Source organism: Deltaproteobacteria bacterium RIFCSPHIGHO2_02_FULL_44_16 (assembly GCA_001798185.1).
Classification (GTDB): Bacteria; UBA10199; UBA10199; order 2-02-FULL-44-16; family 2-02-FULL-44-16; genus 2-02-FULL-44-16.
This window is the reverse complement of sequence record MGRM01000009.1, coordinates 23412-40420: the sequence shown is the minus strand read 5'-3', so window position 1 is coordinate 40420 and position 17009 is coordinate 23412. Positions and strand designations below refer to the sequence as shown.

General features: G+C 45.5%; 13 protein-coding genes. 9 read left to right on the top strand and 4 right to left on the bottom strand.

Annotation, left to right across the window (positions count from 1 at the left end; all coding sequences use genetic code 11):
- Positions 1 to 16: 16 nt before the first annotated feature.
- Positions 17 to 1306 (top strand): cell division protein FtsZ, encoded by a 1290-nt coding sequence (locus tag A3C46_04635; GenBank protein OGQ22746.1) that lies wholly within the window; start codon positions 17 to 19, stop codon positions 1304 to 1306.
- Positions 1307 to 1341: 35 nt separating this feature from the next.
- Positions 1342 to 2922, top strand: coding sequence for a hypothetical protein (locus A3C46_04630; GenBank protein OGQ22745.1), 1581 nt, complete (start codon positions 1342 to 1344; stop codon positions 2920 to 2922).
- Positions 2923 to 3044: 122 nt separating this feature from the next.
- Here the strand turns inward: A3C46_04630 and A3C46_04625 are convergent, their stop codons facing one another.
- Positions 3045 to 8036, bottom strand: a complete 4992-nt coding sequence (locus A3C46_04625; GenBank protein OGQ22744.1) for a hypothetical protein — start codon at positions 8034 to 8036, stop codon at positions 3045 to 3047.
- Between the two features lie 10 nt (positions 8037 to 8046).
- A complete protein-coding gene (locus A3C46_04620) occupies positions 8047 to 8256 on the bottom strand; it encodes a hypothetical protein (GenBank protein ID OGQ22743.1) in 210 nt (69 codons plus the stop codon).
- A gap of 54 nt (positions 8257 to 8310) precedes the next feature.
- Between A3C46_04620 and A3C46_04615 the strand changes: the two genes are divergently transcribed.
- Positions 8311 to 8502 carry a hypothetical protein gene (locus A3C46_04615; protein OGQ22742.1) on the top strand — a complete coding sequence of 64 codons (192 nt, stop codon included), beginning with the start codon at positions 8311 to 8313 and terminating at the stop codon, positions 8500 to 8502.
- Between the two features lie 69 nt (positions 8503 to 8571).
- Here A3C46_04615 and A3C46_04610 read toward each other — a convergent pair whose 3' ends face one another.
- Positions 8572 to 8979 (bottom strand): hypothetical protein, encoded by a 408-nt coding sequence (locus A3C46_04610; protein OGQ22741.1) that lies wholly within the window; start codon positions 8977 to 8979, stop codon positions 8572 to 8574.
- Between the two features lie 97 nt (positions 8980 to 9076).
- Here A3C46_04610 and A3C46_04605 point away from each other — a divergent pair, with 97 nt between their 5' ends.
- Genes A3C46_04605 through A3C46_04580 form a run of 6 tightly spaced genes read left to right on the top strand, consistent with a single transcriptional unit; the run spans position 9077 to position 15765 of the window.
- Positions 9077 to 10189, top strand: a complete 1113-nt coding sequence (locus A3C46_04605; protein OGQ22740.1) for a hypothetical protein — start codon at positions 9077 to 9079, stop codon at positions 10187 to 10189.
- Between the two features lie 58 nt (positions 10190 to 10247).
- Complete coding sequence (locus A3C46_04600; GenBank protein ID OGQ22926.1) at positions 10248 to 10448, top strand: 30S ribosomal protein S21; 201 nt, start codon at positions 10248 to 10250, stop codon at positions 10446 to 10448.
- Positions 10449 to 10464: 16 nt separating this feature from the next.
- Entirely contained in the window at positions 10465 to 10908 is a 444-nt protein-coding gene (locus tag A3C46_04595; protein ID OGQ22739.1) for a hypothetical protein, read from the top strand.
- 11 nt (positions 10909 to 10919) lie between these two features.
- A complete protein-coding gene (locus tag A3C46_04590; protein ID OGQ22738.1) occupies positions 10920 to 12707 on the top strand; it encodes a DNA primase in 1788 nt (595 codons plus the stop codon).
- Between the two features lie 20 nt (positions 12708 to 12727).
- Positions 12728 to 14593 carry an RNA polymerase sigma factor RpoD gene (locus A3C46_04585; GenBank protein ID OGQ22737.1) on the top strand — a complete coding sequence of 622 codons (1866 nt, stop codon included), beginning with the start codon at positions 12728 to 12730 and terminating at the stop codon, positions 14591 to 14593.
- Between the two features lie 17 nt (positions 14594 to 14610).
- Entirely contained in the window at positions 14611 to 15765 is a 1155-nt protein-coding gene (locus A3C46_04580; protein OGQ22736.1) for a hypothetical protein, read from the top strand.
- Positions 15766 to 15781: 16 nt separating this feature from the next.
- Here A3C46_04580 and A3C46_04575 read toward each other — a convergent pair whose 3' ends face one another.
- A complete protein-coding gene (locus A3C46_04575) occupies positions 15782 to 17008 on the bottom strand; it encodes a hypothetical protein (protein OGQ22735.1) in 1227 nt (408 codons plus the stop codon).
- Position 17009 lies beyond the last annotated feature (1 nt).

The following is a 17009-nucleotide window of genomic DNA, read 5'->3' as shown; positions in this document are numbered from 1 at the left end:
CTCATAGGGGGGTCACATGTTTGAACTCGTAGAACAAATGGCGCAAAACGCACAAATTAAAGTCGTTGGCATTGGTGGAGGTGGCGGCAATGCTATAAATACGATGATGGAAGCGGGACTTGAAGGGGTCGAGTTTATCGCTGCCAATACGGATATGCAGGCGCTTCGCTTTAGTCGAGCGCCTCGCAAAATTCAGATTGGCCGTGAACTGACCAAGGGTCTCGGGGCAGGCGCAAATCCAGAAGTAGGGAAAAATGCGGCGATTGAAGATCAACGCGCGCTCGCAGAACATCTCGAAGGATGCGACATGGTCTTCATTACTGCCGGTATGGGTGGTGGAACGGGAACAGGTGGCGCTCCTGTGATTGCAAAACTTGCCAAGGAAATGGGAGCGCTCACGGTTGGTGTGGTGACGAAACCTTTTGCGTTCGAAGGGAAGCATCGCATGGCGCAAGCAGATCGCGGTATTCATGAACTGCGCGAAGTCGTTGATACGCTCATCACCATTCCAAACGAAAAATTGCTTGGTATTGTCGAGCGGGATGTGACGATGCTCGACGCCTTCAAGCAAGCAGATCGCGTGCTCTATCAAGCGGTGAAAGGAATTTCAGATCTCATCACGGTGCACGGTCTTATCAATCTTGATTTTGCCGATGTCAGAACCGTGATGAATGAAATGGGGATGGCTCTTATGGGAGCAGGGACAGCAACAGGGGAAGCGCGAGCCATTGAAGCAGCAACTCGCGCTATTTCTTCACCTCTGCTGGAAGATGTGTCGATTAAGGGAGCAACCGGAATTCTGATTAATGTGACCGGTGGTCCAGACATGACACTTCATGAAATCAGCGAAGCTTCGAAAATCATTCAAGAAGAAGCGCATGAAGATGCCAATATTCTTTTTGGCGCGGTGATTGATGAGTCGATGAAAGGCAATATGCGTGTCACGGTGATTGCAACTGGCTTTAATAAACCACTGCATCGAGTTCGCACCACACCGACACCTGCGCATCGTATCTCTCATTTTCAAAACGAAAATTTTCAACAGAAAATGCCAGAACCGAGGCAGGACATGGATTATGCGATGATAGAAGAAAATGTCTTTCCTTCCGGGGGGATGCGCAACATGCCGGGAACGCGTGCTGCAATGTATCATGAAGAGCTTGCAGTTGCGACCAAACATGTGGAAGTTCCACTTCCGATTCGTGATCGGGATCTTCATCGTGAGGTCAATAAAGATATCGGAGTTTTAGAATATCAAAGTGATCAATATGATATTCCAACTTTTTTGAGGAAGCAGGCAGATTAAGCTGCTATACTGGAGCTACTTTTTTGAGGTGAAGCATGAAACGCCATCTGTTTGTCGTCGCAAAATATCTGATTCTTATCGTTTTTTTTGAAGGTTGCTCCAGTACCGGAGCATGGAGAGCAAAAAATATCGAAAGCGGTGAGTATAAACGTGAGCGCGTGGCGAAGCGTTTTCATTCTGATATGCCGGTCGTCGTCAATGACAATGTCCTTGCCTGGATGGAATACTTTCAAGGTCCGGGGAGACGTCATTTTGAGCGATATCTTGCCCGTTCCGGGCGGTATCTGCCGATGATGCAACGTATTTTGAAGGAAGAAGGAGTTCCTGAGGACCTCGTTTTTATTTCTCTGATCGAAAGTGGATTTAATCCCCATGCCCGTTCACGTGCTCGAGCCATGGGGGCGTGGCAATTCATGAGTGGAACCGGCCGTATGTATGGTTTGTATGCGACTCCCTGGGAAGATGAACGCCGTGATCCGGAACAAGCGACCCGTGCTGCGGCTCGTCATTTTAAAGATCTCTATCAGGAACTCGGGGACTGGTATCTGTGTATGGCAGCCTATAATGCTGGAGTGGGAAAAGTGCGACGTGCTATGGCTCAATCCGGGAGTCGCGATTTTTGGGTGATCGCGGAGCCGCGTCGAAAACTCCTTCGTCCTGAAACGCGTGACTATGTTCCAAAATATATAGCGGCAATGCTCATGGCAAAGAATCCAAAAAAATTTGGTTTTGATGATATTGAGTATGAAAAACCTTTGGCGTATGACCACGTGACGGTTCCTTCGCAAACTGATTTCAATGTGATTGCGACCTCTGCTGGTGTTTCGATCAGTGACATTCGCGATTTGAATCCGCATCTTCTTCGCGATGTGACTCCTCATGGCAAAAGAGATTATCGAGTCAAAATTCCTGCAGGCACCAAAGAACAATTTAAAGAAAATTATGCAGCGGTCCCTGTTGAAAAACGGGTGACGATTGCATCGCATCGCGTGCAGCGTGGAGAGACGCTTTCAAAAATTGCGAATCGTTATGGGGTCGGTATTGCAGAACTGAGAGTTGCCAACAATTTACGTCAACGTTCGCATATTCATCCGGGCCAACAATTAGTCATCCCACGTGAGGGGAGAGTGATTGCGCGTGCTCCTCAAGCCAAACCTGTTCCAAGAGCAGATTCGACACCGGAAGAGATGACAGAAACAGCGACAGCTGCTTTAGAGTCAAAACCGACAGGACAAGAGTCGGTGACTCCGACTGCTCAAGCCGTTCACACGGTTCGTCGAGGAGAGAGTCTTTGGACGATTTCACAACATTATAATGTTGGACTTTCGGAACTGATGAAAGTCAATCATGTGATGCGCGGATCTCGTCTTCATCCGGGACAAAAACTGACGCTTCCGACTGATATCTCCTCCCCGCTCCCTTCAAGCAATGTTGTGGTTGCAGTCGAAGAGGCGGCGATCAAGCATCATCTTCAGCCAGGTGAGACGCTTGGCCACGTCGCAGAAAAATATGGAGTTCGTGCTCGCGACATCATGCAATGGAATGGCATTCGCAATCCACGTCGCGTCCGTGCGGGAACAATTTTAGAAGTGAAACGAACATCGATTGGGTTGTAGAGACTTTTACCGTCATTCCCGCGAAAGCGGGAATCTCAGGTGTTCTCAGGAGATCCCCGTTTCCACGGGGATGACATAGAAGGGTTTGCATCTAGAAATTATTTCTCGCTTCTCCAAATTTCCTATTTCCAGAACTCCCACCAACGTTTCTTTGGTTTTTCATCTAATCCACGTTGTTCGATAACAATTTCAGGTGGACGTTCTGCAGGATCGCGTGGAGGGCTGAGCCCTACCTCGACTGCAGCTTCATTTAAAATCATCCAGTCATTCACGGATAGTGCCGGAGCATCTGCTTCATGTCGTGTTGCAGGTCCTGATGAGAGAGCATCTGCGAGGCTTTCATTTGCTTGTTTGACAGCTTGACCAATGACAGGAAGTTCTTCAACTGGAACTTTAGCTTTCGTTGATACCGCGAGCGTTATTTTTTTCGGCTTTCCTCCACGATCTTTTTCAATGGTTATTTGCGCGGTTCCCAAATGACCAGGTTGTGATGTCGAAGAGAAACGAATACGATGATTTTTATCCCGAGATATATATACAGTATCTATCGGAACATTTGAATGTGCCAAGACGACGAGATCTCCTGCTGCAGAAACATAAACATCAGCGGGCGATTGTTGGATCCTCACTCTTCTTACCTGAACTGTTATATTGTCTCCTCCCCAGACTGCATGCAAAATGTAATGATCCGACTGGCTTGGATCCTGAATATAAACTCTGTTTCTGTTGCGTGTGTAGTAGAGTGTGGTTCCATCTGGTTCTGTAAAAGAAACTGCCGGTATTGTTTGCGGTTCAGTGCCATTGTCGAAAGTACCTTGGAGAAGGACGACAGGATCATTTGCAAGCTTTGCGGAATCTCCACTGTTTTGAAACTCTTCACGCAGTGGCAGGACTGCTCTGACGTAGCCCCAATCATCTATCGTGCGATCCTGTCTCTGTTCATAGGCTTCAAGAATTCTTCTTCCAACATGGAATCGAGTTGTGTTTTGCAAAAGAGCAATCGCAATACCACGAGCTCCCTCGAGTGCAGTATCTTTACTTAATGCAATGGCACCCATCTCTCCAGAAGGAGCAGTGGAGATGCTATCAGATCCTTTCACCGTAATATCTCCATCGTGAATTTCGGCAATATCGACATCACCGACAAGTATATGTCCCTCTCCTCCGCCGAGATAGTGAGTGACGACATGAGAACCGGTGAGTGCTTTTGCGTATCCTGTTTTGGAACCAGGTAAGAGAGGATCAACAGTGGTTGTGGCTAAAGCCTTGGTATGATCTTCTGTCTTAAAGACGATACGGCCCGTGGCATCGTAATGAATTTTTCTCGCATCTCCCGCATGGTAGGTCACATCAAAGTAATGACGATGTCCTTTTGCATCAACGACTTCAACGATGAGATCGACCACAAAGGTCATAAACCCAGTCGGTTTCCCTGGAAGTGGACTTTCGTTGACTGCTTCGTGAGCTGTTGCGATTGCTGTAAAGAGCGGCTCTGCTCGTCCAAGAGCTTCAAGAACAAGACCGTACATTTCAGTTCCGAGTTTTTCTCTTGCTTCAGTCGCGGTTGCATGTGCAAGATCAACTGGTTCCCGTCGAGTATGGACGCGAACTTTTGCTAAGTAATTTTTTTGACTGAGTACCCGGTCTCTTCCCCCTCTTGCCATGAGAGCTACAGTTTCTCTTTCGTTGAAAGCTTCCGGGTCAGCCGCAACCGTGGTTGGAAGTTCACGCGTATGTGCAGCAACTTCTGTCGTTGCTATTTTCACGGCATGAGTAGTTTGCGCTCCATCGCCTCCACCATCAAAGACTCCTCCACCTCTTTTATACTTTAACGTCGCATCATAATTATTGTCGCCATATTTTTGTACATCGCCATAGAGTGTGATGCCTGCTTCTGATCCCGCGGCGTCAATCTGATCCGACATTTCTCCAATGGGGGTGTCTGTCAGAACGAGGCTCCGCTCTATTACTTCTGGAGAGGGGACCGGTCGTCCAGCGAGGAAAACCGTCAGAGGCGGCGGTTTTTGCTCTACAGGAGGTGACGGAGCTGGTTCGATTCCTTCTGGTGTCTTGGCTACTGTTCCAAGTGTTGGAGCTTTATGGACGTCCAGAAAACGTTGCACTAAATCAGGAGGGAGTAAGTAATCAGTCGTGGGTGCTTCGTCATCATCGGGTCGTGCGAGACTTGCGAGTTGACCAGGAGACAGTGCATGCACTGGAATTTCAAGAGAGCCTTCACCACTTTCTGCAGGAGCTGGAATATCCGCAGGGTCGAGAAGAGTACCGCTTGCTGTTTCCGCACTTTCAAGAATTCCAGGTCGATCGGCCGTTGTTTCCGCAGTGCTGGCGATGACCTCGATTTCTTCTGGTGTCAGAGCACGTATTTGTCGTGCTTCCAAACCTCCCGCAGTTACATCTTCAAGAGAAAGATCTCCGATAAGGTCAGAGAGAGGTGTATCTAGCACCGTATCGCGTGTCGCAGTTTCATCTGGTAGAATGTCAGCTGTTTGGTCAGATGCGGTTCTTTCTCCAGGCTCTATTTCTTCGTCGACTTCCTCTTCATTTGAAAGCCCTCGTCGTTCACTCAACGTATCAGGTTCTTCTGGTTTTTTTCCACTGCCACTCGGATCACTTCCAGCAACGATCATCGGGCCAACACGTGTTGGTCCGTCCATCGGATCATCCATTGGTATTCCAAACGATTGGGGATCACCAAAGCCATCGTGTCGACCTTCACTCATTATCGGTGAAGGTCGCAAGACCTGAAGCCATGGACGAGCTCCGCCACTTTCATCTCCTCCAGGGGCAGCCTCCCATGCTGGTTGCGGCCATTTGTTGCCAATCTGTTTGATATACTCGACAAGGCGTCTTACCAAACTGTCAATTTCTTCTATCGCCTTTTCATACTTTGCGATTTTACTGGCTGGTTCTCTATTGCCTTTGAGTATGTCTATATACTCGCGAAAAAGAGCTATGCCTTCTTTGGCAAGTCGTATCATTCGTTCCGGTGAAGGGACTTCGCTTCGAGCAAATTCAGCCCACTTCGCTTCGAGCATTTTTGCTTTAACGCAAAAAGCTTGCCATCTTACTTCTACTCTGCGCCTGAGGAAGTCTCCGACCCTGCCATGAAAGGCATCAGTGATATCTTGAGTAAGCCATCCACCAGCTTTGAGTCCCGCAAGAAAGATAAAGCGATCTTTCCAGGCTTCATAAGTAAGAAGTTCAGAGGCCGCGCGTGCAGGATCAAAATCAACTTCTTCCAGTTGTTTATAGCCTTCCCACGCAATTTGTCCGATACGCACAACCCATTCAAATCCCGTAAAGCCCGCAAGCTCAGCAGCAAATGCACCTGCCTTGTAGGCGTCGCCGTAAATCGGATGCTTGAGAATTGCTGCGACTTCTTCGGTGAGAAGTGCGTTGTATTCAGCTTCACTCAACGTTTTTCCAGCTACCGCTGTCGAAGTTTGTCGCGCAGCGATACGCTGCGCAGCCACTTGACCCATTCTTGAGAGTGCATACGCTTCGTATGCTTGCATGGATTTGCCAAGTACTCCAAACATCGTTGAGGCAAGCGCCATCTCTCCCAACCACGAGCCAGCATTCATGGCGACCGGTTCCTTTTGATTATAGAGAGTGGAGGTCGTTACGGCTGCCGCGCCAAGACGACGCGCGATCGTGAAGATAACTCCAGAAGCAAGATAAGCGCCAATACTTCCTTTCGCAAAACCGATGAGCCCACCAGCTAAACCAACCAGAGGACCTGTGATTGAGGCTGAGACAACAACAAGCCCCATGTTGACATAGAACTGCTGCGTTTGTGCAGAGGAAAAAAGTTTCTGAAGTTCTTCAAATTCTTTCTGATCAAGTGACAAAAAAAGTTTTTGTCCGGTCTCAAAACTTCCATTGTCATAGGCTTCTTTTGCTTTGCGAAGTGTGGCGAGCATAGTGTCAAAACGATGGGCATTGTGAACATGCAGCTCACGGGATCGATCGTGAACAACAGGATTGAGCGGAGAGAGAGTTTTTTCAATTCCCCAAAGCCAAGCGCTTCCAAGAGTAATCACTCCGTTTTTTTGCAGGTCTGCAGAAGCAACTATCTCCTGTTGTGCTTCCGCCATCTCGATCATGGCTTCATTGGTGCGAATGAGAGCTGCTTCATTGAGTTTCCCGAGCTTTACTCCTGTTTTCCCCATGAGATCTTCGTAGCGTGCAATTTGATTCTCCACTTCCTGGCCAATGTCAGATGCTGAAAGATGAAGAGCATTAATCGGTGCGATTCTGGCATAAAGCGCTTTGAGCGTTCCCATGCGATGATGTGTCGCTGAGATTTTTCTTACTTCTCGCAGTCGCTGCTCTGTCAACAAACGCATACGTTTCTCTTCATGGGTGAGAAAACGACGTGTCATTTCATCCAGTAGCTCAAGCCCCTTTGAAAGAGACATTGTATTGGTGAACAAATACGACTGCCCAATGCTTCGGTGTTCATAAGGAGCGCGAAGAAACCCTAAGTGAACCAAATCTTTTTCAAGCGCTGCAAGCGCTGCACGCACTGCTTTTCCTTCATCACTTTGCCAATTGTCATCAGAAACAGGAATCATATTAAGAGGATCGAATATTGACGGCCGAATACGATCTTCTTCTTTTTTAATGCGATCGTTTTCCGCAAGAAGGAACGTTCGATATTTTCCCATTCGCTCTGATAAAAATTCAACAAGGTTTCTTAATCCTTTTAATGACAGTGATAAAAGGTCATTTCTTGCTATGGCGAGTTCTTCAATGATCCGAGCATAATCGCGAATGGTTGGAACAAGTTCATTCGAAAATCTGATCTGATTTGCGAGCTCAGGCGGTGCGATACGCAATAATTCTTTTATGGCACTTGCAGCATCGAGAGGAGGTGGAGTCTGTGGTGTTATGCGAAGGGCATTTCGTTGTAGTGTTTCTGCGGTTAGGGAATCTTCCCTGGTTCTCAAAGAAGCTGCGTAAGTATCTTCATGTGCCACTGATGAGGTTGTTGTTTGTGCACTTTCTGAAGGCGCTTCTTCGCAGACGAGCACGCTTGTTTCATCACAGATGTTGTTTTGCTTCTCACCTATTGGACGTGAACCTACCATGTTCTATGCCTCATGAGAGAAAGAGGGATATCAGATGCAAGTCGAGTGCCAAGTAGGATCTAAAAAATAATAATGATTTCAAATAGTTACAATCATTTCCTTGGCCATCTGATGTCTTCTCTCCCCAAGTATCGTTGAAATCTCTCAAGAGTTGCTCTTCATTTTTTATTTCTGATTCGAGCCTGAAATTGATATCATGAGGGCAAATCAAACAGGCCATTTTATTTCTTTCGAGTGAAGGGAATAGAAGAAGCCAATCGCAAAGGGGATACACATGCCAGTGAAAAAACGAAAGAGACTTCACAAACGCGGAAAGAAAAAGGGAGCGTTTGGGGGATACACCATCAACTTCAAAGGTTGTAAGGATCCCTTACAAAAAGTATTTGGCAATAAACCCATTGCTCCAAGTGCGATGACCAAAAAACTTTGGGCGTATGTCAAAAAGAAAAGACTCAATAAAGCTTAAATGATATCGAGAGAGAGAAACAAAAAACCCCCAAAGTTCATGGGGGTTTTTATTTGTGACACACAAAGTTTAATAACGACGTAATACTTCGGCTGCTTTTTTATTATTATTCGTGCAGAAAATCACATCGGTCATGCCGTTATTACTTGCCGGAGTTGCGGTATAGCAATATTCAATTTCAATCCCCGCTTCAGCAAGAGCAGTTGTTCCTTTATTAAGAATTCCTGGATGATTATTGGTTGACCAGCGACAGACTTCATTTTCAGTGCAACGAAAACCATTTTTAGAGAGAAGCTCTTTTGCTTTCGATGCATTGTTCGTCACAAAATGAAAGGTTGCTTCATTGTTCGTGCTGTAGCAGCATGTGCAATCGATATTCACTTTATTTTGTGCAAGCGGAAGTGTTGCTCGTGCAAGAGCGCCTGTTTCATTTTTACCTGTTGCTACTGTTTCAACGCTGAGAAGACAACTGCCCATATTTTCCTCCTTAGAAATATTTTTCTTTTTTTAAAAGTCGCCACTTTTCTAACATAACTGCTTGCCTTCGTCAGTTTATTTCTGCATGGGGAGTCGGATGCGAGTGGTCGTTCAAAAATTGATTTCAGGAGGATCTGGTCTTGCTTCCGTGAACGGCAAGACAGTTTTTATTCCGTACGCTGCTGTTGGCGACGAACTGGAAATTGAGATCGTGAAAACCTATCCTGATTATCTTGAGGCAAAAATAGTGAAGATCATCACTCCCTCAAAAGATCGAGCACTCCCACTATGTCCTGTCTTTGGTCTCTGTGGCGGTTGTCAGTGGCAACATCTCTCCTCTGAAACGCAACTTCACTGGAAACGAGAAATTCTGCTCGAAGCATTTGAACGCATTGCTCATATGAAACGCGATGACATCGAAGCGAAAATCGCCCTGACACTCCCTTCGCCCAAGCAATGGCATTATCGGAATCGCATTCAACTTCATGTTGATTCCAAAGAGCGGCTCGGATTTTATCGTCCTCGTTCAAAAGAGGTTGTTGAGTTTGAAAAATGTTATATTGCTGATGAACGCCTCAATGAACAGCTGCAGAAAGAGCGAGAATATTTTCGGAAACGAGGAAAAGGAGTGGCGCTGCGCCTGGATGAGAGTGAGGCCTCTTTTCTTCAGATTAACTCTGAGCAAAATCAAGTTCTTCGCAAAACCCTTATCGAATGGGTGAATGCTTTACCGCACCGACGAGTGGTTGAGCTCTATGCTGGAGAGGGCAATTTTTCTTTTGAAATTGCGAAAAAAGCTTCAGAAGTCATTGCTGTCGAAGTGGATAAAAGAGCCGTGGACTCTGCGCAAAAAAAAGCATTTCAAGAGAAAAGAGCGCAGCTCCATTTTTATGCAGCCGAAGCCGCGGAGGTAGAACAGTTTGTTCAGGGAGAGGTTGATCTTCTTGTTTTAGATCCCCCTCGAAAAGGGGCTTTTGAGGCTCTTGAGGCCATTGTCAAAGTCGCTCCCTCCTTCATGATATATGTCTCCTGTAACCCCTCGACCTTAGCTCGCGATATCGCCTGGCTGCAAAAGCATGGCTATATGTTCCAGAAGAGTCTCCCCATCGACATGTTCCCTCAAACGCACCATATCGAGTCGATGACGTTGCTGAAAAAACTGAAAAAACTGAAAAAACTCCCCGTTGACAATGAGAAGGCACTCACATAGAAACATTCGGCTCTAGAGCTTGACTCTAGATTTTCCCCGCAAAGGTGGTGATTTTTTTATGCCAGGCGTCAAGATTCGAGAAGGTGAATCATTCGAACAGGCACTTCGTCGTTTTAAAAAACAGTGTGAAAAATCGGGAATTCTTTCTGAACTTCGTAAACGTGAACATTATGAAAAACCGTCCGTTCGACGTAAACGAAAATCAGCTCAAGCACGCAAGCGAGTTCGACGAACCGGAATTCGACCCTCTATCTCATAAAAAGATCAGGTGAATTATGCTGTTTCAGGAACGCATCGAAGAAGATCTGCACAAAGCCATGAAAAGCAAAGATCTGATGAAGGTCCGAACTCTTCGTATGGTCGTTGCAGCCATTAAAAATAAACGGATCGAAGAGAAAGGTCCTTTAAACGATGAGACGATTCTCAAACTGATCGGTGTTCTTATCAAGCAACGACAAGAAGCAGCAGAGCTTTTTCGAAAAGGGAATCGTCCGGAAAAAGCGCACGAAGAGGAAGTGGAGACGGAGCTTTTAAAAGCGTATCTTCCTGAACAACTTTCAGCAACAGAAGCGGAAAAGCTGATTGATGCTGCAATTGCTGAAGTAGGTGAAAAGGGGAATCAAGCTATGGGTGCTGTTATGAAACTCTTAATGCCCAAAATTCAAGGACGGGTTGATGGAAAATGGGTCAGTGATCTCGTTCGAAAGAAATTGTCGTAAGGTGGAGTTCCATGTTTCCACGTTCTTTTCTTCATGAACTCCGAGAGCGGTTGTCTCTTGTCTCTCTTATCAATGAGAGAGTCTCTCTTAAAAAGGCCGGAGTAAACTTTAAAGGCCTTTGTCCTTTTCACATCGAAAAATCCCCTTCTTTTTTGGTCAGCGAAGAAAAACAGATTTTTCACTGTTTTGGGTGTGGTGAAGGGGGTGATGTGATCACCTTCTTTATGAAATTCGAAGGGATGAGTTTTCCCGAAGCGGTCAAACTCCTTGCGGATCGAGTAGGCCTGAAACTTCCCACTGAAAAAAATAAAGCTTTATCAACCCACGAAGTTGATCAACAACGTCAACGGAAATGGTCTCTTCGTCTCAATCAGATTGCACTCGATTATTTTGCGGCAACCCTCGCTCATCCGGTCAAAGGGAAGAAAGCTCGAGATTATTTGCAGGAACGAGTCATTCCATCACATCTTTGGAAGCAACATTTTTTGGGCTATGCCGACAAAGGCTGGGACGGTTTAGAGAAGCATTTGAAGGAAAAGGGCGCACCACTTGCATTGGCGGCTGAACTTGGGCTTCTGCGGAAAAAAGAGGGGGAGGGATATTACGACTTTTTTCGTGATCGTATCATTTTTCCGATCACGTCTCCGCGGGGTGAAATTCTCGGGTTTGGAGGTCGAACTCTTGATGAACATGAGATGGCAAAATATATCAATTCGCCTGATTCTCTCATTTATCATAAATCGAGTAGTGTTTTTGGTTTAAGTGAGGCAAAAAACGCTATCCGACAACAAGAACAAGTGATTATTGTTGAAGGATACACCGATGTGCTTCGACTTGTGAGTGTGGGGCTTGGCTACGTGGTTGCCCCACTTGGAACAGCTTTAACGACGGGTCATCTTCAGCTGCTGACACGTTATACGAAGAATATGTTTCTCGCATTTGATGGAGATGAAGCGGGAAGAAGAGCGACACTAAGGACACTCCCTCTTTTTTTAGAGGCAGGAATGATGCCTCGGGTTGTGTGTCTTCCCAAGGGAGAGGATCCTGATAGTTTTGTACGTCAGAATGGAGTGGAACATTTTCAAGAAAGATGTCAGCAGGCAAGATCGCTCTTTGAATTTTTTATTGATGGGGTTGTGGAGGAGACGGGAAGAGATCTTGTCGGAAAAACATCGGCAACACGACAAATTTTACCACTTCTTGAGAAAGTGACAGACTCCATAGAGCGGAAATTATATCAAGCTTATTTAGCACGTATCATTTCTGTTGATGAAGGGATGATTCAAAAAGCGATGGAAAAGAAAGGTGATCCCATTCTTGCTCCGGGAATAAAAATACAGAGGACCTCGAATGTGATTGTTCCGTCAGCGGAACGTACGTTGCTTGAAATTTTGATTCGCTTCCCGACGTATATTGCATGTGTAAAAACAAAACTCGCGGCTGAGGATTTTCTCGATGAATGGTGTCAACATATCATGAAGGTTTTTTTGGAACAGCAGATCACTGCACCGGATGTTCATCTTACGGATATGCTCGATGCTTTTGGTGATCCAGCGCTTGCAGAGGAATTACGAGCTATTGCGGTTGCTGAGAAAGATTTTACAGAAACCAATGTGCAGTTGCTTGTCGAGGATTGTATTGAAAGTATTAAGCGTCGATCTGTGATGGAGCGCATGAGAACGATTAATGAATCGATCCGACAAGCGGAAGTAGAACATGATGAGACGAAATTAATGAGTTTATTGAAAACGAAACAAGAATTAACGTGCGAGCTGAAGGTGGAGCAACGCGCGTCATGAAAAAAGTCTCAAGGAGTCATATGAAACAGGTAAAAACAAAAAAACAAATTCCCACAAAGATGGAACAAGTCAAAAGCCTTATTGAAATTGGAAAGAAAAAGGGTTTTTTGACCTTTGTTGAAATTAATAAAGTTTTGCCTCCTGAGCTTGTCTCTTCGGATCAACTCGATACGGTTCTTGCGACCTTCGATGAAATGGGAATCGAAATTGTTGATAACGAAGACGAAGGCAAGCGTGTCGCGGAAAAAGCGCAAGCACGCGCGAAAGACGATGACGAAGCTCCAGCGACGGATGAAGTAAAAGAAGTGGGACGTTCAACGGATCCTGTTCGACTTTATCTTCGCAAAATGGGTCAAGTTCCTCTGCTCACCCGCGAAGGAGAAGTCGAAATCGCAAAGCGTATTGAACAGGGTCAAAATGAAATGCTCAATTTTCTTTTATCGAGCGCTCTTGGCATGCAGGCGATTTTATCTCTTGGAGAACTCTTATCAAAAAATAAACTCCGTCTCGCAGAAATTGTGCAAGAAGTTGAAGTCATCGAAGAAGAGGAAGAAGAAGAGGAAGAACCAGTCGTTGTTCGGAAAAATGAAGATGATGAGGAAGAAGAAGAGGTCGAACTTCCAGAGCAAAAGAAAGAAGATGTTGACGATCAAGCGCAGCGTCAGGCTTTCATTAAAGAGATTCATCGTCTTCGGTCTTGTGATAAACAGTTACGGACTCTCAAGGAAAAGTTGATAAAACCTGCTTCAGCGGCGGGGAAGAATAAACTTGAGAAAAAAATTGCAGAAGCTCAGCAAAATCTTCTGGTTCAATTTAAAGAAGTCAATCTTTCCCAAAAAACAATTGCTCATATCATTGGAAAAATTGAAGAAAAAATTAAAACGATCGAAACTCACGAGCACCTTTTGAAGCAATCAGCTCGAAAAATGAAAGTGAATTATGAGGAATTAAAAGAAGCATTTCGGAGTTATCGTCGCAATGACTATCAACGACGAAAGCTGACGAAAACGTTGAAATTGTCACGCGAAGATATTGCGGAGATTATGATTACCTGTAAAGAGGCTGAAAATGCCGTTCGCAACATTGAAAAAGAAGCCGGACAAGATGCAGCAAGCCTTCGCGAAACGTTTCGCGCTATCAAGCGTTCTGATCAATTTGCAGAACGAGCAAAAAATGAACTGGTCGAAGCAAATCTTCGTCTTGTAGTTTCCATTGCTAAAAAATATACCAATCGCGGACTTCAATTTTTAGATTTAATCCAAGAGGGAAACATTGGTCTGATGAAAGCGGTCGATAAATTTGAATATCGACGTGGCTATAAATTTTCGACATACGCGACATGGTGGATTCGTCAGGCGATTACGCGAGCGATTGCGGATCAAGCCCGAACGATTCGAATTCCAGTGCATATGATCGAAACGATTAACAAACTTGTGCGTACCTCGCGTTATCTGGTGCAGGCTCTTGGACGCGAACCTCTCCCAGAAGAAATTGCAGAAAAAATGGAACTTCCTGTCGACAAAGTGCGAAAGGTTTTGAAAATTGCAAAAGAACCCATTTCTCTTGAGACTCCTATTGGAGAAGAAGAGGACAGTCATTTGGGAGATTTTATTGAAGACAAATCTGTGGTTTCTCCTTCTGATGCTGTGGTGAATTTTAATTTGAACGAACAGACGCAAAAAGTATTGGCAACGCTGACACCGCGAGAAGAAAAAGTATTACGCATGCGTTTTGGAATTGGTGAAAAATCAGATCATACGCTGGAAGAAGTAGGACGTGATTTTGCCGTTACACGTGAGCGTATTCGTCAAATCGAAGCGAAAGCGCTTCGCAAGCTTCGGCATCCAAGTCGGGCAAAGAAACTCAAAAGTTTTGTTGATTGGTAGAAACCTCGGGGGAGAGAATGAAAAAGATAGCGCTCTTGGTTGTCATTGCGGCATCCATTGTCGGGATGGTGGTTTCCTCTACTTCGTTTTCTCAATATCGTGATATTCAAAAAAATGGTTTTGATCAGTCGATGACGTGTAGCGGTGGGAATGCGGATTGTGCCATTGTCAACGCAAGTTCTTATGCCTCGTTTCTCGGTACTCCCGTTGCTTGGTGGGGATTTCTTTTTTATGTTGTTATGGCTCTCACAACTCTGATTGCTCTTTTTTGGCGCGGTGAGCAACGCACGCTTATTCTCGCTTTGTGGTTTCTTTCGTTTTTTGGCCTCTTGTTTAGTTTGCGTATGGCGTATCTGCTTCGTTTTGTCCTTCATGCTTTCTGCGAGAAATGTGTCACGATGTATGTTCTGAATGCCCTCATCTTTATGGCGCTTTTTGTGGCCATTGGTTTTCATTCGTGGAGAGTTCCATTTCGTCGTTTGTTGATGTACGGCATTGTCATCGCTGTGCTTTTTGGTGTGGGTGGCGTTGTGTGGCAAGAGATGGGAAAAGATCCTCAGCAACCTGACATCTCGCTTGAAGAAAAGTTAAAGGCCCATTATCTCGGTTCGCTCTATCCCATTGAAGTCAATCCAAACTGGCCTGTGAGAGGCAATCCACAGGCGAAAGTCTTGATTTTGGAATTTTCTGATTTTCAGTGTCCCCATTGTCAGCGTGCTGCCTCAACACTTTGGCCTTATCTTCGAGAATTTCAAGATGTGGTGCAACTTCGATATATTCATATGCCGCTGGATCAAGCGTGTAACCCGCGAGTACAGCAAGCCATGCATCCCTTTTCCTGCTTGGCGTCAAAGGCGACGATCTGTGCAGCAGCGCGGAACGATTTTTGGGATTTCCATGATGAACTTTTTAAACGTCAACGTGATCTCAGCGCAGAAGTGATTGGAGAGATTGCCTTGCAACGTGATTGGACAAAAGAAGAGTTTGATACCTGTCTTGCTTCGCCCGAAACAGAGAAGCGTCTTCAAGAAGACATTCACACAGCACACCGCTATTATATTGCCGCAACGCCGACGATTTTGGTGAATGGCCGTGAATCCCGCTTTTGGTTCGATGGAAAATTTTTACAAGCGCTGGTGAAAGAAGAGTTACGACGAACTAAAAACCAGTAAGAAAAGTACACAGTCCTTAATCCGCGACATCCGCAATATTAAACTCACGCATCAGTTCGTCGAAACGATCGATAATGTGGCGAACGTATTTTCGTTTTTCGCGATAGGTTCCGTGATAGAAGCTTCGTTTAAATCCACAAATGATTACGTTTCGAAGGCGATGTGCCGAGAGATTGAACGTATTGACCGCTTTTTCAATTTCATCGGTCATGGTGGTATGGGAGATTAATCGATTATCGGTGCACAGCGTACACGAGAGCCGTTCTTCTACCATTCGTCGAAAAGGATGACGTGAAAGATCCGCGAGCTCAGGAATTGTTTGCAGATTGGAGGTCAGACAGACTTCGATCGTAATCCGGCGTTCAGCGATATACTCTGCAAGCGCATGGACATATCGTTGTCGCTCTCCTTCTGTCGGAAGATCAACGCGAGAGGTGTCAAACAGATGCGTTCCATGTCCAATACGGTCTGTATGGCAATCGGTTATGGCTTGAAAAATAGAGGGAGGGCCAAAGGCTTCTCCTGCATGTACCGTCTTCATCAGAAAATGACGGTGCGCGAGATCAAAAGCATTTTTGAAATCTTCAGCAGGATAACCCTTTTCCTCTCCTGCGAGATCAAAGCCAACAGCAGGAATTCCTTGTTCATCGCGTGCCTTGATAAGACTTCGCACCAATTCGCGTGCTGCTAGCGCATGACATTCTCCTTCGGGCATCGTCGGATGAAATTTGGTGAGCATTTCATAATATTCTGAAAACTCCGGACGAATTTTTCTCATGGCACATCCAATGATCCCGTAGTGAAAAGCAGGAACTCGTCCTTCGCGGATAAGTGTTTGTTGATTGATTTCAGATGTGGCTCGAGCAAGTCCCTTGTTGACACTGGTAAAAATCGCATCAATGGGAAAAGCGCTTGAAAGATAACGTTGCGGGGCAAAGCGGACTTCAACGTAGCAGACATTCTCTTCAAAACAATCGTAAGCAAGTTCATACGCTACTTGTTCTAAGCTTTCCGGATTTCTCATCACGGCTTCTGTATAACGAAAGCCTAAAAGATATTCGGGAAGGTTTTTATATTCATTTTTAAAAACAAGTTCTCGCAAACCCTCTTCGGTAAAAGAGGGGAGTTTCACTCCTTGATCTTTCGCAAGTTGAATGAGGGTGGAGAGTCGAAGCGATCCCCCAAGGTGAACGTGGAGATCAGCCTTTGGAATTGCGGTTAAAAATGTTCGTGGAAATGGCATG